The 23586-nt window shown below is 67.7% G+C and carries 23 protein-coding genes; 11 read left to right on the top strand and 12 right to left on the bottom strand.

The annotated features are described in order from the left end of the window. Positions 1-160: 160 nt before the first annotated feature. On the top strand, positions 161-1249 hold the full coding sequence (locus O1Q03_RS00115; RefSeq protein WP_269500962.1) for a calcium:proton antiporter: 1089 nt from the start codon (positions 161-163) through the stop codon (positions 1247-1249). 352 nt (positions 1250-1601) lie between these two features. Here the strand turns inward: O1Q03_RS00115 and O1Q03_RS00110 are convergent, their stop codons facing one another. From O1Q03_RS00110 to O1Q03_RS00080, 7 genes are all read right to left on the bottom strand, one after another. Next, positions 1602-2456, bottom strand: a complete 855-nt coding sequence (locus O1Q03_RS00110; RefSeq protein WP_269501517.1) for an amidohydrolase family protein — start codon at positions 2454-2456, stop codon at positions 1602-1604. After that, positions 2456-3478, bottom strand: coding sequence for an NAD(P)-dependent oxidoreductase (locus O1Q03_RS00105; RefSeq protein ID WP_269500961.1), 1023 nt, complete (start codon positions 3476-3478; stop codon positions 2456-2458). Before O1Q03_RS00105 ends, O1Q03_RS00110 begins: the two co-directional genes overlap by 1 nt. After that, positions 3475-4557: a LacI family DNA-binding transcriptional regulator gene (locus O1Q03_RS00100; protein WP_269500960.1), complete on the bottom strand. Its 1083-nt coding sequence runs from the start codon at positions 4555-4557 to the stop codon at positions 3475-3477. Before O1Q03_RS00100 ends, O1Q03_RS00105 begins: the two co-directional genes overlap by 4 nt. Positions 4558-4565: 8 nt before the next feature. Then, on the bottom strand, positions 4566-6452 hold the full coding sequence (locus tag O1Q03_RS00095) for a TRAP transporter large permease (protein ID WP_269500959.1): 1887 nt from the start codon (positions 6450-6452) through the stop codon (positions 4566-4568). Positions 6453-6455: 3 nt separating this feature from the next. After that, the gene (locus O1Q03_RS00090; protein ID WP_269500958.1) at positions 6456-7487 is read right to left on the bottom strand and encodes a TRAP transporter substrate-binding protein; all 1032 of its coding nucleotides are present in this window, start codon (positions 7485-7487) and stop codon (positions 6456-6458) included. Between the two features lie 258 nt (positions 7488-7745). Next, entirely contained in the window at positions 7746-8654 is a 909-nt protein-coding gene (locus tag O1Q03_RS00085; RefSeq protein WP_269500957.1) for a LysR substrate-binding domain-containing protein, read from the bottom strand. Continuing rightward, positions 8647-8769 carry a hypothetical protein gene (locus tag O1Q03_RS00080; RefSeq protein WP_269500956.1) on the bottom strand — a complete coding sequence of 41 codons (123 nt, stop codon included), beginning with the start codon at positions 8767-8769 and terminating at the stop codon, positions 8647-8649. Before O1Q03_RS00080 ends, O1Q03_RS00085 begins: the two co-directional genes overlap by 8 nt. Here O1Q03_RS00080 and O1Q03_RS00075 point away from each other — a divergent pair. Both O1Q03_RS00075 and O1Q03_RS00070 read left to right on the top strand, forming a co-directional pair. Further along, entirely contained in the window at positions 8768-9706 is a 939-nt protein-coding gene (locus tag O1Q03_RS00075) for a 2-hydroxyacid dehydrogenase (protein WP_269500955.1), read from the top strand. The genes O1Q03_RS00080 and O1Q03_RS00075 overlap by 2 nt on opposite strands. Positions 9707-9781: 75 nt before the next feature. Then, a complete protein-coding gene (locus O1Q03_RS00070; protein ID WP_269500954.1) occupies positions 9782-11158 on the top strand; it encodes an MFS transporter in 1377 nt (458 codons plus the stop codon). 60 nt (positions 11159-11218) lie between these two features. Here the strand turns inward: O1Q03_RS00070 and O1Q03_RS00065 are convergent, their stop codons facing one another. Next, complete coding sequence (locus O1Q03_RS00065; RefSeq protein WP_269500953.1) at positions 11219-12187, bottom strand: LysR family transcriptional regulator; 969 nt, start codon at positions 12185-12187, stop codon at positions 11219-11221. A gap of 366 nt (positions 12188-12553) precedes the next feature. Here O1Q03_RS00065 and O1Q03_RS00060 point away from each other — a divergent pair, with 366 nt between their 5' ends. The 3 genes from O1Q03_RS00060 (at position 12554) to O1Q03_RS00050 (ending at position 16064) form a co-directional block, all read left to right on the top strand. Next, entirely contained in the window at positions 12554-13729 is a 1176-nt protein-coding gene (locus tag O1Q03_RS00060; protein ID WP_269500952.1) for an HPP family protein, read from the top strand. A 104-nt stretch (positions 13730-13833) separates the two neighbouring features. Further along, entirely contained in the window at positions 13834-14247 is a 414-nt protein-coding gene (locus O1Q03_RS00055) for a MarR family winged helix-turn-helix transcriptional regulator (protein WP_269500951.1), read from the top strand. 29 nt (positions 14248-14276) lie between these two features. Then, positions 14277-16064, top strand: coding sequence for a chloride channel protein (locus O1Q03_RS00050; RefSeq protein WP_269500950.1), 1788 nt, complete (start codon positions 14277-14279; stop codon positions 16062-16064). 195 nt (positions 16065-16259) lie between these two features. Here the strand turns inward: O1Q03_RS00050 and O1Q03_RS00045 are convergent, their stop codons facing one another. Further along, positions 16260-16466 (bottom strand): hypothetical protein, encoded by a 207-nt coding sequence (locus O1Q03_RS00045; protein WP_269500949.1) that lies wholly within the window; start codon positions 16464-16466, stop codon positions 16260-16262. A 105-nt stretch (positions 16467-16571) separates the two neighbouring features. Between O1Q03_RS00045 and O1Q03_RS00040 the strand changes: the two genes are divergently transcribed. Further along, entirely contained in the window at positions 16572-16904 is a 333-nt protein-coding gene (locus O1Q03_RS00040) for a hypothetical protein (protein ID WP_269500948.1), read from the top strand. Positions 16905-17036: 132 nt separating this feature from the next. Here O1Q03_RS00040 and ppnP read toward each other — a convergent pair whose 3' ends face one another. Both ppnP and O1Q03_RS00030 read right to left on the bottom strand, forming a co-directional pair. After that, positions 17037-17357 carry a pyrimidine/purine nucleoside phosphorylase gene (ppnP, locus tag O1Q03_RS00035; RefSeq protein ID WP_012366195.1) on the bottom strand — a complete coding sequence of 107 codons (321 nt, stop codon included), beginning with the start codon at positions 17355-17357 and terminating at the stop codon, positions 17037-17039. Positions 17358-17550: 193 nt separating this feature from the next. Beyond that, the gene (locus tag O1Q03_RS00030) at positions 17551-18453 is read right to left on the bottom strand and encodes a LysR substrate-binding domain-containing protein (RefSeq protein WP_269500945.1); all 903 of its coding nucleotides are present in this window, start codon (positions 18451-18453) and stop codon (positions 17551-17553) included. Positions 18454-18634: 181 nt separating this feature from the next. On the opposite strand from O1Q03_RS00030, the gene O1Q03_RS00025 reads away from it, so the two are divergent. The 4 genes from O1Q03_RS00025 (at position 18635) to O1Q03_RS00010 (ending at position 23166) form a co-directional block, all read left to right on the top strand. Next, positions 18635-19819, top strand: coding sequence for a M20 aminoacylase family protein (locus O1Q03_RS00025; RefSeq protein ID WP_269500944.1), 1185 nt, complete (start codon positions 18635-18637; stop codon positions 19817-19819). Between the two features lie 55 nt (positions 19820-19874). Further along, entirely contained in the window at positions 19875-21194 is a 1320-nt protein-coding gene (locus O1Q03_RS00020; RefSeq protein ID WP_269500943.1) for an MFS transporter, read from the top strand. 233 nt (positions 21195-21427) lie between these two features. Beyond that, a complete protein-coding gene (locus O1Q03_RS00015) occupies positions 21428-21970 on the top strand; it encodes a cysteine hydrolase family protein (RefSeq protein WP_269500942.1) in 543 nt (180 codons plus the stop codon). 305 nt (positions 21971-22275) lie between these two features. After that, entirely contained in the window at positions 22276-23166 is an 891-nt protein-coding gene (locus O1Q03_RS00010) for a type VI secretion system baseplate subunit TssF (protein WP_269500941.1), read from the top strand. Here O1Q03_RS00010 and O1Q03_RS00005 read toward each other — a convergent pair. Beyond that, on the bottom strand, positions 23160-23586 hold a 427-nt coding region (locus O1Q03_RS00005), incomplete at its 5' end, for an IS30 family transposase (protein WP_269500940.1). The two genes, O1Q03_RS00010 and O1Q03_RS00005, sit on opposite strands and share 7 nt — an antisense overlap.

Raw genomic sequence — 23586 nt, 5'->3', positions numbered from 1 at the left:
ACGGGCTTCGGCCCGCCCGCGCCCCTCGCCGCGTCATCGCGGCGAACCCACGCAGCACCCGCTCATCCGTTTCATCGTCCTCGTTCGGCGGATCATCCGGCCGGGCTTCGTCAACCCGTGACGGCGCGTCGCGCGCCGCCACTCGCATAGGAAACCGTCCATGCCGCTCTCGTCCAACCAGCTCCCGCGCTGGACCCTCTGGGCCCCGCTTGCCGCATGGCTGGTACTCGCGCTGTCGCGCGTCGTGCCGGCCGAAGGCCTCGTCATCGCGCTGTTCGCCGCCGCCCTCGCCGGCGCCGTGTTCGCCGCCGTCCATCACGCCGAAGTCGTCGCGCACCGCGTCGGCGAGCCGTTCGGCACGCTCGTGCTCGCGGTCGCCGTGACCATCATCGAAGTCGCGCTGATCGTGTCGGTCATGCTCGGCGCCGGCCCCGAGAAGTCGGGCCTCGCGCGCGATACCGTGTTCGCCGCGGTGATGATCATCTGCAACGGGATCGTCGGCATCTGCCTGCTGGTCGGTGCGTGGAAGCACGGCGAACAGGATTTCCAGGGGCGCGGCGCGAGCAAGGCGCTCGCGGTGCTCGCGTCGCTGTCGGTGCTGTCGCTCGTGATGCCGAACTATCTGAGCGCCGCGCCGGGCCCGTTCTTTTCGAAATCGCAGCTCGCGTTCGCGGGCGTCGCATCGCTCGTGCTGTACGGCGCCTTCGTGTTCGTGCAGACCGTGCGCCATCGCGACTATTTCCTTGCCGCGCACGACAGCGCGAACGAAACGGTGCACGCGGCGGCACCGAGCAACCGCACCGCGGTCGTCAGCATGGTGCTGCTGTTCGCGAGCCTCGTCGCGGTCGTGCTGCTCGCGAAGCTGCTCTCGCCGGCCGTCGAGCATGCGGTGCTGAAGCTGGGGGCGCCCGAAGCCGCGGTCGGCATCGTGATCGCCGCGCTCGTGCTGCTGCCCGAAGGGCTGGCTGCCGTCACGGCCGCACGCGCGAACCGCCTGCAGACCAGCATGAATCTCGCGCTCGGTTCGGCGCTCGCGAGCATCGGGCTCACGATCCCGACCGTCGCGGCCGTGTTCATCTGGGTCGGCCAGCCGCTCACGCTCGGCATCGGCGCGATGGAAACCGTGCTGCTGGCCCTCACGCTACTGGTCAGTACGCTCACCCTCAGTCAGGGGCGCACGACGGTGCTGCACGGCGTCGTGCACCTGGCGCTGTTCGCGGCCTATCTGTTCCTGTCGATCACGCACTGATCCACAACGCGCGGGGGCCCGGCGGATACGCTCCGCCGGGCCCCCGCGTCGCTTCACCTTCCGCTGCGTTGCCTGCCGGGCTTCGCACGCACACCGCGGCTCGCGGACCGGAATCAACCGATGCTGGCCGGCCACGATCAGGTTCGCGCGCATCGCTTCACCTTCCGCTGCGTTGCCTGCCCCGCTCCACACTCACACCGCGGCTAGCAAACCGGAATCAGCCGATGCTGGCCGGCCGCGATCAGGTTCGCGTTCAGAACAATAAGGATGTGACCACTAGCGCGATTCGCCGCGCTCGGTCAGGATCGCTCGCCTGCGATCGAAACGGCCCGCGCGGCCGGCCAACCGCGCGTTACGTCGCGGGCCCGCTCGCGGCGCCCGTATCGAATCCGTACAGCACCGCCGGATTGTCGACGAGAATTGCGCGGGCCGCCGCATCGTCCGCCGTACATGCGTGCAGCCAGCCGAGCAGGTGCGCATCGTCCGGCAGCGGCGACGCGTTCGGGTGCGGCCAGTTGCTGCCCCACACGCAGCGCGCCGTATGCTCGCGCGAGAGCACGGTCGCGAGGCGTGCAACGTCGTCATAACCCGGCGCACCGGATCGCGACGTTTCGTAAGGCGCGGACAGCTTCACCCACACGTGGCCGCGATCGAGCAGCCGCCGCAGCGCGACGAATGCGGGCGCGTCGGGTGCGACCGGTGTCAGGAACTTGCCCGTGTGATCGATCACGATGCGCGCGGGCAGCGACGCCAGGGCCGGCTCGACGTCCGGCAGCGTGCGGCCGTCGAGCTGCAGGTCGATGTGCCAGCCGAGCGGCGCGATCCGCGCGGCCAGCCGGTCCAGTTCGTCCCATCGCGACGTGCCGCCCGACAACGTCATGAACCGCGCACCGCGGATACCCGCCGCGTGCAGCCGCTCGAGTTCGGCATCCGGCACGTCGGCCGGCACCGTCGCCACGCCCCGCGCCTGCGGGCCGAGCGCGGCCAGCGCCGCGAGCGTGCAGCGGTTGTCGAAGCCATAGCCGGTCGGCTGCACCACGACGACGCGCGCAACACCCAGCGCCTGTTGCACGCGCCGATACGCATCCACCGGCGCGTGCGGCGGACGAAACGTCGCTGTCGGCGCGAGCGGATATGCATCGTCGTAGATGTGGATATGGCAATCGCACGCGTGCGAGGTCTGCATGCCGCCGTCGTCGCGCGTCATCATGCGCCGCCCCGCACGGCGGACGTGTCCGCCGAACGCCAGCGTTCGAGTCGCGTCGCATGTGCGGCGTTGACCGCGCCATTCGGCACGCGCCCGGCGTGCAGCGCGGCGAGTTGCTCGACCGTCTCCAGCGCCTGATGCTCGACCGCCGGCCGCGTGAGCCCGCCGATATGCGGTGTGGCGATCACGCGCGGATGCGCGGCGAGCGCGGGCGTCGGCATCTGGTCCGCCGCACGGCCGACATCGAGCGCGCAACCGGCCAGCCGGCCGCCGTCGAGCGCATCGGCAAGCGCCTGCTCGTCGACGAGCTCGCCGCGCGACGCATTGACGAAACACGCACCGGGCTTCATCGCGGCGAACGCGCGCGCATCGAACAGGTTCGCGGTCGCCGGCGTCGCCGGCGCGAGGCATACGACGTAATCGGCGTCGCGCAGCAAGGTCGCCCAATCGACCTGTTCGAGCGGCGGTGCGTCGACCCGCACGTATGGGTCGCTCACCAGCACGCGCATCCCGAGCGCGGTCGCGACCGGCGCGAGACGGCGCGCGATCTGCCCATAGCCGACCACACCGAGCGTGCTGCCGCGCAATTCGCGGCCCATCAGCGGCACCGGCGGTGCGCCACGGTGGTACGCGTTCGCATAGCCGCCGATGCCGCGCGCGAGGTCGATCATCGCGCCGATCACCCATTCGGCGACGGCCGGCCCGAAGCCGGGGCTCGCCTGCGTGACCAGCACGCCGGATGCGCTCGCCGCGGCGACGTCGACGGTCCGGATGTCGACGGCGCAGCGCAGGAACGCGGCGAGCGCGGGCAACCCGTCGAACAACGCACGCGGCGCCGGCGTCTGCCGGTACGCGATGATCGCGTCACATTCGTGCGCGGCGGCGATCAGCTCGTCCGTGCCGAGTTCGCGGTCCAGCGGATTGCACGTGACGTCCGCGATCGCCCGCAGCGCGCGCAGCGCCTTCGCGCCAAAGTAGTGATCGAGCATCCCGGACGGATGCGTGACGTAGACGCGCGTCATGCCCGACCTCCGTCAGCGCCGACCGCATGCGCATGCGGCGGCGGCGCAACCGACGCGCGTTCCACGAGCGTGACGCCCGCAAACACGCACTGCCCGGGCCCCGCCGACGCATCGCCGTCGTGCCGCATCACGCGGCGCACCATCTCCGCGGCCATGTCGGGGACGGGCAACTGCACCGTGGTCAGTGCCGGCGACGAGATCGCCGACAGGAAATGACCGTCCATCCCCACGACCGACACATCGTCGGGCACCCGCAAGCCGCCGTCGCGCAGCCCGGCCATCAGGCCGAGCGCGAACAGGTCGTTGACCGCGACGATGCCGGTCGGCCGCGCCGGGTCGGCCGCGAGCGCGGCGCCGAGCGCGCGACCGACGTCGACGATCACCGCGTCGCCGTATTCGTTCGCCGGACCGCCGTCGAGCACGCGCGCGTCGACGCCCGCATCGCGCGCCACCGACAGAAAGCCGCGAATCTTGTCGCTGCGACTCACGGTGATGCCGGCCACCGTCGCGAACGCGAGCCGCGTATGGCCGGCGGCCACGAGGCAGCCGGTCGCGAGCCGCGCGGCCGCCTCGTTGTCGGCCGTCACGTGATCGACCCGCGATTGCTCGCCGGGCGTCGCGCGGCGGTCGTAGCTGACCACCGTCATCCCGCGTTCGGCCGCGCGCTCGAGGTGGCTTTCGTCGGCGAGCGACGAAATCACGATCACGCGCCGCACGCCGTGCGCGAACAGGTCGTCGAAGAACGACGCCTCCTTGCCGGCATCGCGATACGTGTTGCCGATCAGCACGCGATGACCGTACTGCTCCTGCGCACACGCTTCGATCTCGCGCGCGATGTAGCCGTACATCGGATTGGCCATCGACGGCACCAGCAGCCCGACGAGCGGCGTCTGCCCCGTCTTGAGCTGGCGTGCGAGCGTGCTCGGCCGGTATTGCAGCGCGTCCATCGACGCCTTCACGCGTTCGAGCGTCTCCGGCTTCATCTGATCGGTGCGGCCGTTGAGCACGTTCGAAACCGTGCTGACCGAAACGGCCGCATGACGGGCCACGTCCTGAATCGTACTCATGTCGTCTTGCATTGAACGGGCTACAGGCCGAAATGGGCCGGCAGCCACAACGAAAACGCCGGTGCGAAGATCAGCGCCACCAGGGCGGCGAACAGCACCAGCAGGTATTTCACCATCGGCCGCGCAACGCGCCCGAGCTCGGTGCCCGTGATCGCGCAGGTCGTGAACAGGCCGAGCCCGACGGGCGGCGCGAACAATCCAAGCCCCATCGCCACCACCACGACCGTGCCGAAGTGCAGCGGGTTGATGCCGAGCTGCAGCGCGATCGGCGCGAGCAGCGGCCCGAAGATGATCAGCGCGGGCGCGCCTTCGAGTACCGCGCCGAACACGATCATCAGCAGCGCCGCCAGCAGCAGGAATGCCGTCGAGCCGTACTGATGGGCGAACGCGGTCATTGTGCCCGAGACGCGCGCCGGAATCTGCTCGATGGACAGCGCGAACGACACGCTCGACGCCGCCGCGACGATGAACAGGATACCGCTCGCCATCGACGCCGCACGCACGAACACGCGGCCGACCGAGCGCCACGACAATTCGCGGAACGCCGCCCAGCCGACCACCAGCGCATAGACCACCGCGAACGCGGACACTTCCGTCGACGTCGCGATGCCCGACGTCACGCCCTTGCCGATCATCGCGACCATGATCAGCGCGACGAGCGCGCCGCCCGCGAGCGGCAGCCATGCGCGACGCTCGGCAAACACCGCGTCGATGTCGATCCGGCGTCCGCAGATCACGGTCACGACGGCCAGCGACGCGGCCAGCACGGCCGCCGGCACGATCCCCGCGAGGAACAGCCCCGCGATCGAGATGTTCGCGACGAAACCCATGATGATCATGTTCACGCACGGCGGAATCGTCTCGGCCATCACCGCGCTGCACGCGAGCAGCGCCGCGGTTTCGTCCGGGTCCTGGCGTGCGCGGCGCACGGCCGGCATCACGACGCCGCCGACTGCCGCGATGTCGGCCAGCTTCGAACCCGATACGCCGGAAAAGCACGCCGTCGCGAAGATCACGATCAGCCCGAGGCCGCCGCGCACGCGTCCGAACATCCGCAGCAGCAATTCGACGAGCCGTGCCGACATCCCGTTCGACTCCATCAGCAAGCCGGCGAGCACGAAGAACGGCACCGCGAGCAGCACGAAGTGATCGGCGCCGGCCATCACCTGCTGCGAGTAGACGAGCAGCGGCAGCGTCGGATCGGCGAGGAAATACAGCAGCGCGGAGAACGCGAGCACGAAGCCGATCGGCACGCCCAGCACGAGCCCGCCGACGAAGCCGGCGATCAGCAGCGCGCCCGGTGCGATCGGATGCTCCGGCTGCAGCGCATTCCAGCCGTACACGGCGCCCGCGAGCATCGCGCAGCACGCGAGCGTGCCGATCACGCGGCGGCGCGGCGCGTTCAATGCGTTCGCCAGCGCGAACACGCTCATGAACAGTGCGCCGAACATCATCGGATACACGTTGATCCAGCCCGGCAGGCCGCCGGTGGTCAGCTGGCCGTACGAATCGCCGAGCAGTTGCCACGACGACACCAGCAGGTTCAGCGACACCGCCGCGACGATCCAGTGCCCGATCTGCACGAGCGCGCGCTGCCAGTTTGCCGGCAGCCGGCGGCGGAACAGGTCGATGCCGACGTGCTGGCTGCGTCCCAGCACCGTCGCCGCGCCGAAGAACACCAGCACGATCATCAGCGCGCTCGCGACCTCCTCAGCCCAGTCGACCGGATCGTGCAGGAAATAGCGAAAGACGACCGACACGAACACGACCAGCACGTCGGCGGCCAGCACCGCCGCCGACACGTATTCGATCCAGCGCATCGCCGTGTCCAGCGTGCGCGACGCGATGCGGGCCGGACGGCTTGCGCCGGCCGCCGGCATGGCGCTCGAGACGGAACCGGTATCCATCGCTCAACCCCGCGCGGCGGCGATCGCCGGAAACAGCGACGCGGTCGCCGGATACTGCTTCGCGAACGGCACGTAGAGCCGGTCGTGCATCGCCTGCCGCAGCGCCGTGCGCTCGGCGTCCGCGATCGGATGGAACGTCATCCCGTGCTGCTTCAACGCCTGCTCGGCCTGCGCGGCCTTCTGCGTCGCAATCGCGCGCTGCTGCACGGTCGCATCGGCCACCGCGCGATCGAACGCCGGGCGCAGGTTCGCGGGGATCCGGTCGAGCGCGCGCCGCCCCATCACCACCGTCATCGCCGCGAACACGTGGTGCGATTGCCAGCACGACTTGACGATCTCGTCGAAGCGGCTCGCGAGCACGGTGGCCGGATCGTGCTCGAGCCCGTCGACGACGCCCGTCTGCACGGCCATGTACAGCTCGCCGAACGGAATCGGCGTCGGCACCGCGCCCATCACCTTGAAGGTGTCCATGAACGCCGGCGTCGGCAGCACGCGCAGCTTCGTGCCCTTCACGCCCTGCAGCGCCGTGACGGGCTGCTTGGTGAATACGCAGCGCCCGCCGAAGTGCGAGCCCCACGTCAGCACCGAACAGCCCGAGCGCTTTTGCAGCAGCGCGTTCAGGCTGGTGCCGACCGGACCGTCGAGCGCCTTCGCGACGTGCGCATAGCTGTCGAACAGGTAGCCGAGATCGAGCATGCCGAGCTCCGGCGCGACCGTCGCCCAGATCGACGACCCGGCGATCATCATGTCGATCGACCCGATCTTCACCTGCTGCGCGACGTCGCTCTCCTTGCCGAGCTGGCTGTTCGGAAAGTAGTCGACCCGGATCGCGTCACCGACGCTCGCCTTCAGGTTCGCGGCGAGGCGCTCGTACCACACGTAATGCGCGGCGTTCTGGTCGGCCGGCATCGACGACGAGCAGCGCAGCGTCACGCTCGGCTGCGCCGCGCGGGCGAGCTCCGGCAAACCGCCCGCGACCGCGAGCGTGGCCGCGGATGCCGTTTGCAGAAAGCGCCGCCGGGTGAAGGTAGTCATGGACGTCTCCTTTGCGATTGCGCCTTCAGGCGCACTGTATCGATTTAGTGTATCGATACAGTAATACGATGACCGATGAGATCAAATGAGGGTTTCCCCGGTTTTCGGGTGAAAAAATCGACGGACGTGTCGCTGTTTTCGGCGCGAATCCAAGGTACAACGTGGATTTCGGGGGCGCCGGCGGGCCGTCGGCGCGGCTTGAGGCCCGGCTGCCGCCCCTATCATCAGACAACTGACTTTCAGGGCGAGACTCGGGCGTTACACGACTCCGCCGTCCGCCCCTTCTGTCAGAAACCGCTCGACCATCGCGTTGAACACGGGCAGCGCCGGATTGTCGTTATCGGCGCGCCACGCGAGATACAGCTCGGCCGCCACGTCGACGCCGGCGAGCGGCCGGAACACCACGCCGTCGACATGCAGCTCGCGCGCCGATGCAGGCACCAGCGCCGCACCGAGCCCGGCGCGCACGAGGCCGAGGATCGTATGCGTCTGCCCGACGTAATGCAGATAGTTCGGCAGGCGCCCGGCGCCGGCGAACATCCCCGAGATCATGTCGTGGAAGTACTTCCCCTCGTTCGGCGAATATGCGATGAACGGCTGCCGGTCGAGTTCGTCGGGGCCGATCCGCTCGTACGCGGCGAGCGGCGCGCCCTGCGCGACGGCGACGAGCATCGGCTCGCGCTGCACGAGCCGGTATTCGAGCGGGTGTCGCGCGGCACGCTGGCGCACGAAGCCCGCATCGAGCATGCGCGACGCGAGCGCGTCGATCTGCACGGTCGACACCATCTCGCGCAGTTCGACATCGACGTCCGGCAACGCGTGCGCCGCGTGCGCGAGCAGCACCGGAATCATCCGGTATGCGCTGACGGCCGTGAAGCCGAGCGTGATGCGCCCGGCGCCGCCATGCGCGACGCGCTGCGCGGCCTGCTCCGCCCGCGCGGAAAATTCGAGGATGTGCCGCGCATCGCGCAGGAAGCGCTCGCCGGCCGCGGTCAGCCTGACCTGCCGGCTGCTGCGTTCGAGCAACGCGATGCCGAGCGCATGTTCGAGCAACTGGATCTGCCGGCTGAGCGGCGGCTGCGTCATGAAAAGCCGCCTGGCCGCGCGGCCGAAGTGCAGTTCCTCGGCGACGGCGACGAAACAGCGAAGCTGGTTCAGTTCAATCATTCAATTCTTGAATCAATCGATAGTCTTTTGATGTTAGACCGATATCGATGTGGTTTCTATACTCGGTTGCACCTGATGCGCGGCCCGCGCCGCGCACGACGACCGAGACCTTCATGACCATCGATATCCTGCTCACCCAGCCGCTTCCCGACATCATCGACGCCGAACTGTCCGCCCGTTACGCGGTGCATCGCCTGTATGCGGCCGACCAGCCGGACGCGCTGCTCGATCGCGTCGCGCCGCGTATCCGCGGCGTCGTGACGGGCGGCGCGAACGGGTTGTCGGCCGCGTTGATGGACCGGCTGAGCGCACTCGAGATCATCGCGATCAGCGGCATCGGCACCGACGCCGTCGATCTCGAGCGCGCCCGCGCACGGGGCGTCCACGTGACGACGACGCCCGACGTGCTGACCGACGACGTCGCCGACATGGCGATGGGGCTGATCCTGATGACGCTGCGCCAGCTTGGCGCCGGCGAGCGGATCGTGCGCGCCCGCCGCTGGGGCAAGACCGCGCAGCCGCTCGCGACGCAGGTGACGGGCAAGCGGCTCGGCATCGTCGGCCTCGGCCGCGTCGGGCGCGCGATCGCGCAACGCGCGCAGGCGTTCCGGATGCCCGTCGGCTATTTCGGCCCGCGCGAGCATCGCGACAGCGGCTATCGCTACGAGCCCGACCTGATCGCACTCGCGCGGGACAGCGACGTGCTGGTGCTCGCGGCCTCCGCCGATCACGGCAACGTGCTGATAACGGCCGACGTGCTCGCCGCGCTGGGCAGCAAAGGATTCCTGATCAATGTCGCGCGCGGCAAGCTCGTCGACGAAGCCGCGCTCGTGCGCGCCCTCGCCGACGGCACGATCGCCGGCGCCGGCCTCGACGTGTTCGCCGACGAACCGCACGTGCCGGCCGCGCTGCTCGAACTCGAGCGCGTCGTCGTGCAGCCGCACCGCGCGAGCGCCACGCACGAGACGCGCGAAGCGATGGGCCGCATCGTGCTCGCGAATCTCGCCGCCTGCTTCGCCGGCCAGCGGCCGCCGACCAGCGTCACGACCTGACCGCGGCACGCGCCGCCCACCCGCACCACAACACGAAACCAGACGCCCCCGCACGACGGAGGCCAGGAGACACGCATGTCTAACCAATCCAGCGGGAGCGCAACCGCCACCGCCTCGCCCGCCTCACCCGCCGCATCGCGCGCGATCGGCCGCGTCCGCTATACGGTGCTCGCGCTGATCTTCGCGGTCACCGTCGTCAACTATGCGGACCGCGCGACGATGTCGATCGCCGGCACCGGCGTCGCGCACGATCTCGGGCTGACGCCCGTGCAGCTCGGCATCGTCTTCTCGGCATTCGCATGGGCCTATGCGATCGGCCAGATCCCGGGCGGCTGGCTGCTCGACCGCTTCGGCGCGCGCCGCGTGTACGGCCTGAGCCTGCTGCTGTGGTCGGTCTTCACGATGCTGCAGGGCATGGTCGGCGGGTTCGCCGTGCAGGGCGCGGCGGCGACGCTCGCGCTGTTCGCGATGCGCTTCATGCTTGGCCTCGTCGAATCGCCGGCGTTCCCGGCCAATTCGCGCATCGTCGCGTGCTGGTTCCCGACGGCCGAGCGCGGCACCGCGTCGGCCCTGTTCAATTCCGCGCAATACATGGCCGTCGTGCTGTTCACGCCCGCGATGGCGTGGCTCACGCACACGCTCGGCTGGGAGCACGTGTTTCTGTGGATGGGGCTGCTCGGTATCGCGCTCGCGGTGCTGTGGTTCGCGTGGTATCGCGAGCCGCACGGCCATCCGCGCGTGAGCGATGCGGAGCGCGACTACCTGCGCGCCCACGGTGCGCTCGTCGACCTGGAGGCGAACCGCGTCCGCCACCGCGCACGCGTCTCGTGGCGCGATGCGTCGCAACTGTTCCGCCACCGCAACCTGTGGGCGATCTATATCGGTCAGTACTGCATCACGGCGCTCACCTACTTCTTCATCACGTGGTTCCCGATCTATCTGATCAAGGGGCGCGGGATGACGATCATGGAAGCGGGCTGGGTCGCCGCGCTGCCGGCGCTGTGCGGGTTCACCGGCGGCGTGCTTGGCGGCGTGTTGTCGGACTGGCTGATCCGGCGCGGCGTGCATCCGTCGAAGGCGCGCAAGACGCCGTTCGTCGTGGGGATGGCGATGGCCACGCTGCTCGTGCTCGCGAACGGCGCGTCGTCGAACGCCGTCGTGATCGCGCTGATGACGATCGCGTTCTTCGGCAAGGGGCTTGCGGCGGTCGGCTGGGCGGTGCTCGCCGATACCGCGCCGGAAGGCATGGTCGGCCTGAGCGGCGGCGTGTTCAACGGCCTCGGCAACATCGCGGGGATCGTCACGCCGCTCGTGATCGGCTACTTCGTCGCGCACACCGGCTCGTTCGCGGGCGCACTGTGGTTCGTCGCCGCGCACGGGCTGATCGGCATCGCCGCGTACGCGTGGCTCGCGGGCCGCTTCGAGCGGATTCGCGTGACGCCGCACGCATGAGCGCCGGCACGCCGCGCGATCGCGATCGCGGTCGCGCTCGCGCGGCGGTCGCGCGCCGTGTTACGCGCGGTGAGGTATGGCCGGCATCTCGTCGACCGCGAGCCGGTCGAGTTCGCGCAGATCGTTTTCCAGCGCCGGCGTGAGCGTCGTGCGCAGGTGGTCGAGGAACGTGCGGATCTTCGCGTCGAGATAGCGGCGCGTCGCATAGACGGCATATACGCTCACCGTCTGCAGCCGGTATTCGGGCAGCACGCGAATCAGCCGCCCTTCGCGGATGTCGTCGAGCACGGTGTACAGCGCAACGCACGCGATGCCGCGGCCAGCCCGCACCGCGACGCACAGCGCGTCCGGCACGTTGACCTGGAACGGCGCCGGCTGCAGTTCATACACCGCCTCTTCGCCATCGTTGCGCTCGAGCCGCCACTCGCTCGCCGGCGATGCGGGCGTATCGAGGCGCAGGCATACGTGGTTCGGCAGGTCGTCCGGCGTCTTCGGCGTGCCGTGGCGCGCCAGATAGTCGTGCGATGCGACCAGCACGCTGCAGCTCGTGCCGCAGGTCTGCGCGACGTAGCCCGAATCGGGCAGTTGCGACGCGGTCACGATCGACACGTCGTAGCCTTCCTCGACGAGATTCGGCATCCGTTGCGCGAGCGTCAGCTCGACCGACACGTCCGGGTTGTCTTCCTGGTAACGCACGATCGACGACACGACATGACTCTGCCCGAGTCCCGTCATCGCATGGATGCGCATCTTGCCGCTCGGCCTGAGCAGCGCATTGCGCGCCTCCGCATTCGCGTAGTCGATTTCCGCGAGAATCGACTTCGCACGCTCGAAATAGCGTTCGCCGCTTTCGGTCAGACCGAGATGGCGCGTCGTGCGATGCAGCAGGCGCGTCTGTACGTGCGCCTCGAGATTCGATACCGCGCGCGACACCTGTGCGGTGGTCGCGTCGATTTCCTTGGCGACTGCGGTAAAACTGCCGGCTTCGACAACGCGCACGAACAGGCGCATGTTTTCGAGCATGTCCATTGAATTGGCTTGGGGAGTGTCGGTGGAGAAAAGGCGGCGGCGTTCGCGTCAGAGCGGAAACGGGACGCGCGCGCGAACCACGCAAAAGCGATCACCGTGCCGGGGAACAGGCGTGAGAGCGGGCATCGCGGACGTGGTTCTGACATATCGGGGGATTCGGTGGGCCGAATTGTACGCCGCTGCAGACAAATGTGCGCATTCACGCGGCCCACACGTTTTCACCCGATGAAAGGCTTTTGCAAGATACGTGCGTCGCGCGCATGCGACGTGTTGATGCGGCGCGGCAATTTGTATCACGACGCGATATAATTCGGCCCTCGCCCGCGATGCGTCAGCTCGCGCCGTCATTCCTACTGCTTACCGTCCATGTCGTCAGGCACCTCCTCGTCGCGCCGCACGTTCCGGCAGTGGCTGCACAGCTTCATTCCCCACCCGATGACGCTCGGCTGGCGCGAACGCATGCGTTCGTGCATGGGGGCGCTCGTCGGCATCGCGACCGTCGGCATCACGATGCGGCTGCTGCCCGGCGTGCCGGGCCTCGTGCCACTGCTCGTCGCGCCGATGGGCGCGTCGGCCGTGCTGCTGTTCGCGGTGCCCGCGAGTCCGCTCGCGCAGCCGTGGTCGATCATCGGCGGCAATCTCGTCGCGGCGACGGTCGGTGTTGCATGTGCGCAATGGATCGCGGATCCGATCACGGCCGCCGCGGTCGCGGTCGCACTCGCGATCGGCGGCATGTTCGCGCTGCGCTGCGTGCACCCGCCGTCGGGCGCGGTTGCGCTGACGGCCGTGCTCGGCGGCCCGGCGATTCACGCGCTCGGCTTCGGCTTCGTGGTCGAGCCGATCGCGTTGCAGTCCGCGATCCTGTTGTCGGCCGCACTTCTGTACCACGCACTGACGGGCCACCGCTACCCGCACGGCGGCGTGCGTCCCGACGCGAAACCGCAGGCAGGCACGACCGCGCCGGCACGCGGCGGCTTCACGCGCGGCGACCTCGACGCGGTGCTCAAGCGCCGCAGCGAGTGGCTCGACGTCGATCCGGACGACCTCGAAATGCTGCTGCGCGAAACCGAGATGCAGGCGTATACGCGCACGTTCGGCCAGCTCACGTGTGCGGACCTGATGACGAAGAACGCGATCGAAGTCGCGCCGTCGACCCCGGTGCCGGCCGCGCTCACGCTGCTCGACCGCCATCGCGTGAAGGCGCTGCCGGTCGTCGATGGCGACGATCGTCTGATCGGCATCGTCACGCGCGCCGACCTCACGCGTCAGTTGCGTCGCCCGACCCCGCTGTGGCAGCGGCTGGCCGCGCGGCTGCCGCAGTCGTTCGGCGGCCAGCCCGCCAGCGTCGCGACCGTGATGACGCGCGACGTCGCGTCCGTCCCGCAGACGATGCCGATCACCGCGCTGGTGCCGCTGTTCACGCATTCGGGCCACCACCACATCCCGGTCGTCGACGCATCGCGCCGGCTCGTCGGGATCATTACGCAGACGGATCTCGTCACCGGCCTGTACCAGCAGACGCAGATGCTCGAGGCCGCGTAACACCGGCGCACCGCGGAATGCAGTTCATTCCGCCAACATCCGGCCATTTATATCATGTTGTGATATATTTCGCGCTACCGAAACTGCCTGCCCGACCGACTGCAATGACCGACACCCGACGCGTACTGACCAAAGGCGATTTTCAGCAACTGTCCGAGTTCCGCTATCAGATGCGCCGTTTCGAGCGCTTCTCCGAACGCGCCGCGCAAAGCGAAGGCGTGACGCCGCTACAATACCTGCTGCTGTTGCACATCAAGGGCTACCCGCACCGCGAATGGGCAACCATCGGGGAACTCGCGGAACGCCTGCAGGCGCAGCATCACGGCGTCGTCGCGCTGGTCACGCGCTGCGAGGCGCTCGGCCTCGTGAAGCGCAAGACGAGCGAAGCGGACCGCCGGCAGGTCGAGGTTCATCTCGAGCCGGCCGGCGAGACGCTGCTGGCCCGCCTCGCGGCGATGCATCGCGCCGAGCTGACATCGCTGAAGGGCGCATTCCAGGTCCCGCAGATCGATTACTGACCCACGCGTTACCAACCTTCTCGACTCCGATGAACGCACCACACAAACGCGATTTCTCGACCAACGAACGCCTGCCCAGGATCGCGTTGCTCGCTGCCGGGATCGGCTTGCTCAGCACGCTGGCGGCGTTCGTGCTGTTGAGCCTGATTCACCTGTTCACGAACCTGTTCTTCTTCCAGCAGTTTTCGTTCGCCGATCATTCGCCCGCCAACAACACGCTCGGCGCGTGGGTGATCGTCGTGCCGGTGATCGGCGGGCTGATCGTCGGCCTGATGGCGCGCTTCGGCTCGGAGAAGATCCGCGGCCACGGCATTCCGGAAGCGATCGAAGCGATCCTGTTCGGCAAGAGCCGCATGTCGCCGAAGGTCGCCGTGCTCAAGCCGCTGTCGTCCGGCGTCGTGATCGGCAGCGGCGGGCCGTTCGGTGCCGAAGGGCCGATCATCATGACGGGCGGCGCGCTGGGTTCGCTGATCGCGCAATGCGTGCACGTGACCGCCGCCGAGCGCAAGACGCTGCTCGTCGCCGGCGCGGCCGCCGGCATGACGGCCGTGTTCGGCACGCCGGTCGCCGCCGTGCTGCTCGCGGTCGAGCTGCTGCTGTTCGAATGGCGGCCGCGCAGTTTCCTGCCGGTCGCGCTCGCGTGTGCGGTGGCCGGTTTTGCGCGCGCCGTGTTCTTCGGCGCCGGCCCGCTGTTTCCGCTGACCACTTCCGCGCCGACGCCCGTCGCGCTGCTGTCGTGCATCGTCGCGGGCCTGCTGTCGGGCATGCTCGCATGCGGCCTGTCGGCTGCGCTGTACCGTGTCGAAGATAGCTTCGCGAAACTGCCGGTGCACTGGATGTGGTGGCCGGCGATCGGCGCGGTCGTGATCGGCATCGGCGGCTGGCTCGAGCCGCGCGCGCTCGGCGTCGGCTATGAGGTGATCGGCGACCTGCTGCACCAGCACATCGCGCTGAAGATCGCGCTTGCGCTGCTGATCGTGAAGGCCGTGATGTGGGTGATCGCGCTCGGCTCCGGCACGTCGGGCGGTGTGCTCGCCCCGCTGCTGATGCTCGGCGCGGGCCTCGGTACCGTGCTGTCGCCGGTGCTGCCCGGCGGCGATCCTGCGCTGTGGCCGCTCGTCTGCATGGCAGCGACGCTCGGCGCCACGCTCGGCGCGCCGCTCACCGCGATCGTGTTCGCGTTCGGCCTCACGCACGATGCGAATGCGCTGCTGCCGCTGCTCGCGGCGACGCTCGTCGCGCACGGCTTCGCGACCATCGTGATGAAGCGCTCGATCATGACCGAGAAGATCGCGCGCCGCGGTTATCACATCTACCGCGAATACGGCGTCGACCCGCTCGAGCGGCATGACGTGGGCGAAGTGATGACGTCCGCCGATGCGCTCGTCGCGATCGACGGCGCAACGACGCTCGACGTGGTCGAGTCGCAGTACTTCGGCGCGACGCAGACGCACCGTGCGTATCCGGTGGTGCAGAACGGCCGCCTGCTCGGCCTCGTCGATCGTGCGACGCTCGATGCGCAGCGCGCACAAGCCGGTGCCGGCGCGACGCTCGCGAGCGCGTTCGCCGATCGCGCACCCGCGGTCGCGCTCGCGCACGAAACGTGCCGTGTCGTCGCGTCGCGACTCGCGATGCTCGGCCTCGAGCGCCTGCCCGTCGTCGACGATCCGCAGTCGCTGCGCATCACCGGCATCGTGTCGCGCAGCGACCTCATCAAGCCCGCGCTCCAGCACTTCGACGACGAGCAGAAGCGCGAACGCTTCCGCCCGGTCGTGCCGGCCAACCTGCGCGACATCGGCGCTCGCAAGACCGGCTGACGCCGCCAGCGCGCGCGGCGCGGCGCCATGCACCGCGCGCCTCCTGCTTCACTCCGCCTCACGAATCGGCGCGCACCGCGCGCCGTTTTTGCGTTCCGCGTGCCCTCGTCTAAACTTCGTTGACAATTCAACTGACGAAAGTTTGTCATCATGGAATGCATGCGACGGGGCCAACCATTCAGCCATTCCACATCGTCAGCCAATAACAAGCGTCGCGGCGCAACATGCGAAGACATGCAGCACGCCGCGCTCATCATTCGCCACATCACCGGGCAGCGAGCAGACCACACGGCGCATGACGTCGTCGTCGCGCCCCCGGCTCGTTCGGGTCGCGCGCGACGCATGTCGCATCGCGGCAAAGCGCACCGCATTCGGATTGTCGTCCGGCAAGCGCATTAACATCTTGTTTCCGATTCACCGGAACCGCGTTCGCTCGATGCACTCTCACAGGCACGCAGTTTTGCTGCGCATCCCACTCAATCAATCACGACTCGAGGGAGATAAAACGTGAACGTGAAATACTTACCGCTCATCGCATTGACCGTGGCAATTTCTGCTCATGCGGCGGATTCGGCCGTGCAGAATGTGGGACAAAGCCAGAAAGATGCGACTGACGTCTCGGCGTGCATCGCCAAGACCTGGGCCGACAAGTCGCAGCAACAGGTGGTCTCGCAGAACGTGCTCGCCAACGGCCTCGCGACCGATGTCTACGCACCGGGCCAGCAACCGCCGAACGGCGCCGCCGCGATGATCCGTCCGGCGTCGAAGCCGGGCGCGAAGACGTGGGTCGGCGTTCGCGGCGACGCCGCTTCCGCGGGCGACATCAGCGCCTGCCTGTAAGCGCCGTGCCGGGCGGCATCGCGCCGCCCGCATGCGACAAGCCCCGCTTCGGCGGGGCTTGTCGTTTTCTGCGCACCGGCCGCGCGGCCGATGCGTGCGCGTGTCGCGCGCGGTATACCTGCGTGAACGTGCTTACAGGTAGCTGCAGACGTAGTCGAGCGTCTCGAGCACTTCGATGTCGAAGCGGCTCTTGCCCGGCACCGAGAACGATTCGCCGGCGCCGTAGGTTTGCCATTCGCTGCTGCCGTCGAGCTTCACGCGGCACTTGCCGGCCTGCACTTCCATCAATTCAGCCGCGTCCGTGCCGAAGTTGAGCGCGCACGGCAGGATCACGCCGAGCGTCTTGCGCGTGCCGTCCGGGAAGAGCACGGTGTGCGACACGCACTTGCCGTCGAAATAGACGTTCGCGCGCTTGACGACCGATACGTTGTCGAATTGGGTTGCACTGGTCATGTGATGCCTCTGATTGCTGGATGCCGGATGGCGTGTGGTTGAAAGCCGGCCCGGTCGGCGGGCCGGCCGATATGATACCGGCTCGCGGCGCACCTGCCGCAAGCACGCAATCGCGCGCGGGAATCGACGAAGGCACGCGACCGATCATCAGGATCACTACGTTGTGGATGGCTCGTGCCCGCACGCGCTCCGCTCATCGGAGCCCCTTGCGCCGCGCCGAATCGCGCAGGCAGTCGAGCAGCATCGCTGCGGCCGGCGTGAGCGGGCTGTCGCGGCGCGTGACGACCTGCACCGACACGCCCGGCAGCCGCTCGCGGATCGGCAGCACCACGAACTGGTCGCGCGCCCAGTCTCCTTGCAACAGTTGTTCGGGCATCGATGCGATCAGGTCGCAGCTCGTCATCAGGCTGCGCGCGAGCCCGAAGCTCGGGCATTCGACGACCCGCTGCGGCACCGGCAGCCCGTATGCGACGAATGAATTGAACAACACCTGGGTCGAGCTTTCCGGCGACGGATTCATCAGCCAGTCGGCTTCGACGAGATCGGCGAGCGACGTGGCCGATGCGAGCGGATGCCCGTTGCGCGCGACGATCAGCGATCGGCTCGCATAGAGTTCCGCGTGATCGAACTCGGCCGCGAGCAGTTCGGGCACGACGACGGCCACCGCGAAGTCGAGCGAGCCGTCGTGCAGCCGCGGCAGCGCGACGCCCGGAAACCCTTCGATGAGGTTGACGCGCGCGACCGGAAAGCGCCGCCGGAACGCGCGGAATGCGTCGGGCAGGATCGTCACGGCGGCGGCCGGCGTGATCGCCGCCGCGACCGAGCCCGTCATCGCGCCCTGCGCCTGCTCGATGTCATCGCGTGCGCGCTGCATCTCGGCGACGATCAGCCGCGCGCGCACCTGCAACTGCTGGCCGAACGCGGTGAGCTGCACGCCGCGCGCCGTGCGCACGACGAGCGATACGCCGAGCGCGATCTCCAGCTCCTTCACCGCCTTCGTCAATGCCGCCGGCGACACGTTCAGGCGCCGCGCGGCCGCACGGATGCTCCCTTCTTCCGCGACGGTGACGAACGCTTTCAGCTGATGGTATTTCATGACGGCAGGCGTGATTCGTGGAAACCCTGTGTGCCGCGACGCATGGCGGCTCAGGGTATTCCCGAGCGGCAACCAGTGGTGTGCACCAAAGCAATTTAGCAGCTTCTGGTGCGCAAAAGAAATTTATATGCTTGCACGTCATATGCGCGTCAATCGCCCCACCAGCCCCACTGGAGACACCATGCCGCAAGCCGTGAACCCCATCATCCCCGGCATCGCCGCGATCGCCCCCGATCTGATCGACGTGCGCCGCCGCATCCATGCTCATCCGGAACTCGCATTCGAGGAAACGCTGACCAGCGACCTCGTCGCCGAACTGCTTACCGGCTGGGGTTACGAAGTGCATCGCGGGATCGGCAAGACCGGCGTCGTCGGCGTGCTGCGCGAAGGACAAGGCACGCGCACCGTCGGCCTGCGCGCCGACATGGACGCGCTGCCGATCGCGGAAGCCACCGGCCTGCCGTACGCGAGCCGTCACGCGAACAAGATGCATGCATGCGGCCACGACGGCCATACGGCGATGCTGCTGTGCGCGGCGCGCCACCTCGCGGCCACGCGCCGGTTCTCCGGCACGCTGAACCTGATCTTCCAGCCGGCCGAGGAAAACTTCGGCGGTGCGAAGTCGATGATGGACGACGGCCTGTTCGACCGCTTCCCGTGCGATGCGATCTTCGCGATCCATAACATGCCGGGCCGTGCGGCTGGCGACATGGCGTTCCGCACCGGCGCCGCGTTGGCGTCGGCCGACCGCGTGACGATCACGCTGCGCGGCGTCGGCGGGCACGGTGCGATGCCGCACTTCGCGCGCGATCCGATGTCGGCCGCCGGCAGCATCATGGTTGCGCTGCAGACGATCGTCGCGCGCGAGGTCGACGCGCAGCATGCGGCCGTGATCACCGTCGGCAGCGTGCAGGCCGGCGAGACCTTCAACATCATTCCGGAAACCGTCGTGATGAAGCTGTCGGTGCGCGCGTTGAACGCCGACGTGCGCGCGCTGCTCGCACGCCGTATCGACGCGCTCGCGAAAGGTCAGGCGGAAAGCTTCGGCGTCACCGCGGAAGTCGATTACGACTATGGCTACCCGGTGCTCGTCAATCATCCGGAGCCGACCGCGTTCGCGGCCGACATCGCGCGCCAGATGCTCGGCGCCGAGCGCGTCGAGACCGACGCCGCGCCGCTGATGGGCAGCGAAGACTTCGCGTTCATGCTCGAAGCGCGCCCCGGCTGCTATGCGTTCATCGGCAACGGGATCGGCAGCAAGGGCGGCTGCATGGTGCACAACCCCGGCTACGACTTCAACGACGACATTCTCGCGATCGGTGCGAGCTACTGGGTGCGCGTCGCCGAAGCGTGGCTCGCCGCCTGACGATCGTTCCTCACGGCTCTTCATCACGCAGTTCCGCGCTTACCGGGGGAACCCCATGGAAACGTCCGCCCTTCCGTTCGCCGGCTCGCCGGCCGATGCCCGCACCGCCGCGAAGAAACGCCGCCTGATCGCGGCCGCCGCGGTCGGCAACGCGCTCGAGTTCTACGACTTCACGGTCTACAGCTTCTTTGCGATCCTGATCGGCAAGCTGTTCTTTCCCGTGCATTCGTCGTTCGGGCAGTTGATGCTCGCGGTCGCGAGCTTCGGCGTCGGCTTCGTCACGCGTCCGCTCGGCGGGCTCGTGATCGGCATGTATGCCGATCGCGCCGGCCGCAAGAAAGCGATGATCCTCACGCTGCTGCTGATGGCGCTCGGCACCGCGACGATCGCGGTCGCGCCGACCTTCGCGCAGGTCGGCATCGCCGCTCCGCTGCTGCTCGTGCTCGCGCGGCTGCTGCAGGGCTTCGCGTCGGGCGGCGAAGTCGGCGCGTCGACGACACTGCTGCTCGAGCAAGCGCCGCAGCATCGTCGCGGCTTCTATGCATCGTTTCAGTTCTCGAGCCAGGGGCTTGCCGCGCTCGCTGGCGCACTGACCGGCGTCGCGCTGACGTCGACGCTCAACGCCGCGCAGCTCGAAAGCTGGGGCTGGCGTGTGCCGTTCATCATCGGCACGCTGTTCGTGCCGCTCGGCTATTGGCTGCGCCGCACCGTCGAGGAAGTGCCGGCCGCCACGTCCGCCGCCGCGCATGAAGAATCGGTCGCATCGCTGCCGCTCGCCGACGTGCTGCGCCATCACGGCAAGGCCGTGTTCGCGGGGCTCGGCGTGACGATCGGCGGCACGTCGATCCACTACATCATCGTGTTCTACATGGCGATCTACGGCGTGCAGGTGCTGCACCTGCCGACCTGGCTGTCGATGACGGCAGGCTGCATCGCCGGTGCGATCCTGATGCTCGTGACACCGATCGGCGGCCACCTGTCCGACGTCTACGGGCGCAACCGGATCGTGTCGTGGACGCGCATCGTACTGATGCTCGCGATCTATCCCGCGTTCATCGCGCTGAACCGCTGGCCGGGCGCTACCTCGCTGCTGTCGATCATCGCCGCGCTGTCGATCGTGCACGCGATCAACATCGGCGCGACCGGTGCGATGCTCGGCGAGTTGTTTCCGCGTGCCGTGCGTGCGACGGGCGGTGCGCTCGTGTATAGCGTGGGCGTCGCGATCTTCGGTGGTTTCGCGCAGTTCTTCGTCACGTGGCTGATCGCGGCGACCGGCAATCCGAATGCGCCTGCGTGGTATGCGATCGGCTGCGGTGCGATGACGTTGCTTGCCATTCGTTGCATGGATGAGAAGGCGGGGAAAGCGCTCGATTGAACGTCGTTTGATGTGCGCGTAGGTCGTTGACGCTACGCACACACATCGGGCATGATCGTTCCATGCACAACGTTACGGCCACCCTTTCGACGACCACGCGCACGACCGCCTTCGGCGGGCCCGTGCGGCGAGTGCGCGCAAGATCGTAGCGTCACCGATTCCCACAGGCCCCGCCGGTTCCGGACGGGGTCTTTTCGTTTCTCCGTCCGCACCGGTCATTCAGGAGAAACGCAATGTCCGAAGTCCGTTCGCCCAAACGTGCGCTGCTCGTCGTCGACATGCAGGTCGGGTTGTTTCATGGTCCCGATCGTCCGCATGACGGCGAACGCGTGCTGGCCAACATCAACCGGCTGATACGCCGTGCACATGAAGCCGGCGCGCCTGTGTACGCCGTGCGTCACACCGGCCCGGCCGGCTCGCCGATTGCGCCCGACGCACCGCTTGCCGCGCTGTTGCCGGAGCTTGCGATCGATGCGCAACGCGACACCGTGTTCGACAAGACCCGGCCCAACTGCTTCGCCGGCACGCGGCTCGCGGAGTGGCTGCATGCGGCCGGTATCGGCGAGATCGTGATTGCGGGGATGAAAACGCAGTACTGCGTCGATACGACCTGCCGTGCGGCCGGCGATCTCGGCTTTCGCGCGGTGCTCGTCGCGGATGGGCATACCTGCATGGACACGCCGGAGTTGTCGGCGGAGCAGATCGTCGCACATCACAATGCGACGCTTGGCGGGCCGTTCGCGACGCTGACGTTGACTGATGCGTGCGAGTTCTGATGCTCGACGCCAATCGAACTGCTATGCATGAAGACACACTTTGCAATAGTTTCAGCAAAGGCCTTCCGCACGCATTGCTTCGATGCACGATGATGTGTCGCGGACTGAAGCGGCTGTCCTATAGCGACCGAGGAGACGATCGATGCCGAGTTGGCCAAATTACTGGCCGTCTTCGGCACGAAACTCGAAACCAATTGCCCTTGAACAGCAAGCTGTGGAGAACGCTGATGATGAAGAATCGACTACGATGACCGCGGGATAATACGACGCGCGTCTTGAACCGTAGAGACCGCACGACGTTGGATATGCACGACAAGCTACGCGGCTACTACGAACAGGAACTGGCGAGGCTGGAAGATCAGCTCGCGGCCTTTTCCAAAGACTATCCACGAATTGCCGCCCGACTGAGTTTTACGGGCGGCCAGACGGGCGACCCGCATGTCCAGCGGATGATGCAGGCGTTCGCGTTGATTGCGGCCGAAATCCGCATCAACCTGGACGACGGCGCACCGAAATTCACGGAAGCGCTGCTTCAAGTCTTGCACCCGCACTATCTGCGGCCGTTCCCGGCATGCTCGATCGCTCGCCTCGATCCGGCCACGGATATGCCCGACAAGCCGGTCGTCTTGCCGCGTGGCATGGAACTCACATCACGCGGCGGCGAAGTTCGTTTTCGAACCGCCTATGACGTCACGCTTGCGCCGGTCCACATTGCAAGCGCCCGATTCTCACGCAGCACCATTGCGCCGGCACACGTCGCATTGCCGCCGAACACAACTGGCTTCATTTCCATCACGATTGCGTCGACGGTGGCCGCCGCGCCGCTCGGGACGGTTTCGCCCGACACGCTGCGCGCCCACCTCGCCGGCGAACGCAAGACGGTCGCGGCGCTGCTGGATACGGTTCTGCTGCGTGCCCGCAGCGCATTTGTTGAAGCGGACGACAGCGGGCGCTGGATGCCGCTTGCCGGAATACCGGTCACACCGGTCGGGTTCGGCCCGAACGATATGCTGCTGCCGCCGTCCAGAACCTCGCCGCTCGTTCAACCGCTGCTCGAATACGTCGGATATCCGGACAAGTTCGAATTCGTCGATATTCAATTACTCCGATGTCTTCAGCCCGTCCAAACGAACGGGGCGCGGAAGGTAACACTGGGCGGTTTCAAGAGCGAAGTGCAACACCTCGCGGGTTACTGAACAGGGACTCGGTCGGTGGGGTTAGCCAGGACCTGAGCAAGGATTTGCAGAGGCGTGTACCAGTTCAGCGTGGCACGCGGTCGTGTATTGAGCTTGTCAGCAATCTCGTCGAGGTCCTCTTGAGAGTAAATGGACAGATCCGTGCCCTTGGGCAAGTACTGACGCAGCAGGCCGTTGGTGTTTTCGCATGTACCGCGCTGCCAAGGGCTGTGCGGGTCACAGAAGTAGACGCGCACGTTGGTCGCGGCCGTCAGTTCGGCATGTCGGGCCATTTCGCGACCTTGATCGTAGGTCAGGGTTTGACGCAGCGGCTCGACGAGCGATTGCAGTTTGGTCGTGAAGGCGGCGAGCGCCGACGCAGCAGTCGCATCGGGCATCTTGGCCAGCAGCACGGCGCGGCTCATGCGTTCGACGAGCACG

It is taken from the genome of Burkholderia sp. IMCC1007 (genome assembly GCF_027257875.1).
Taxonomy (GTDB): Bacteria; Pseudomonadota; Gammaproteobacteria; order Burkholderiales; family Burkholderiaceae; genus Burkholderia.
This window is presented reverse-complemented; position numbering and strand designations above follow the sequence as displayed.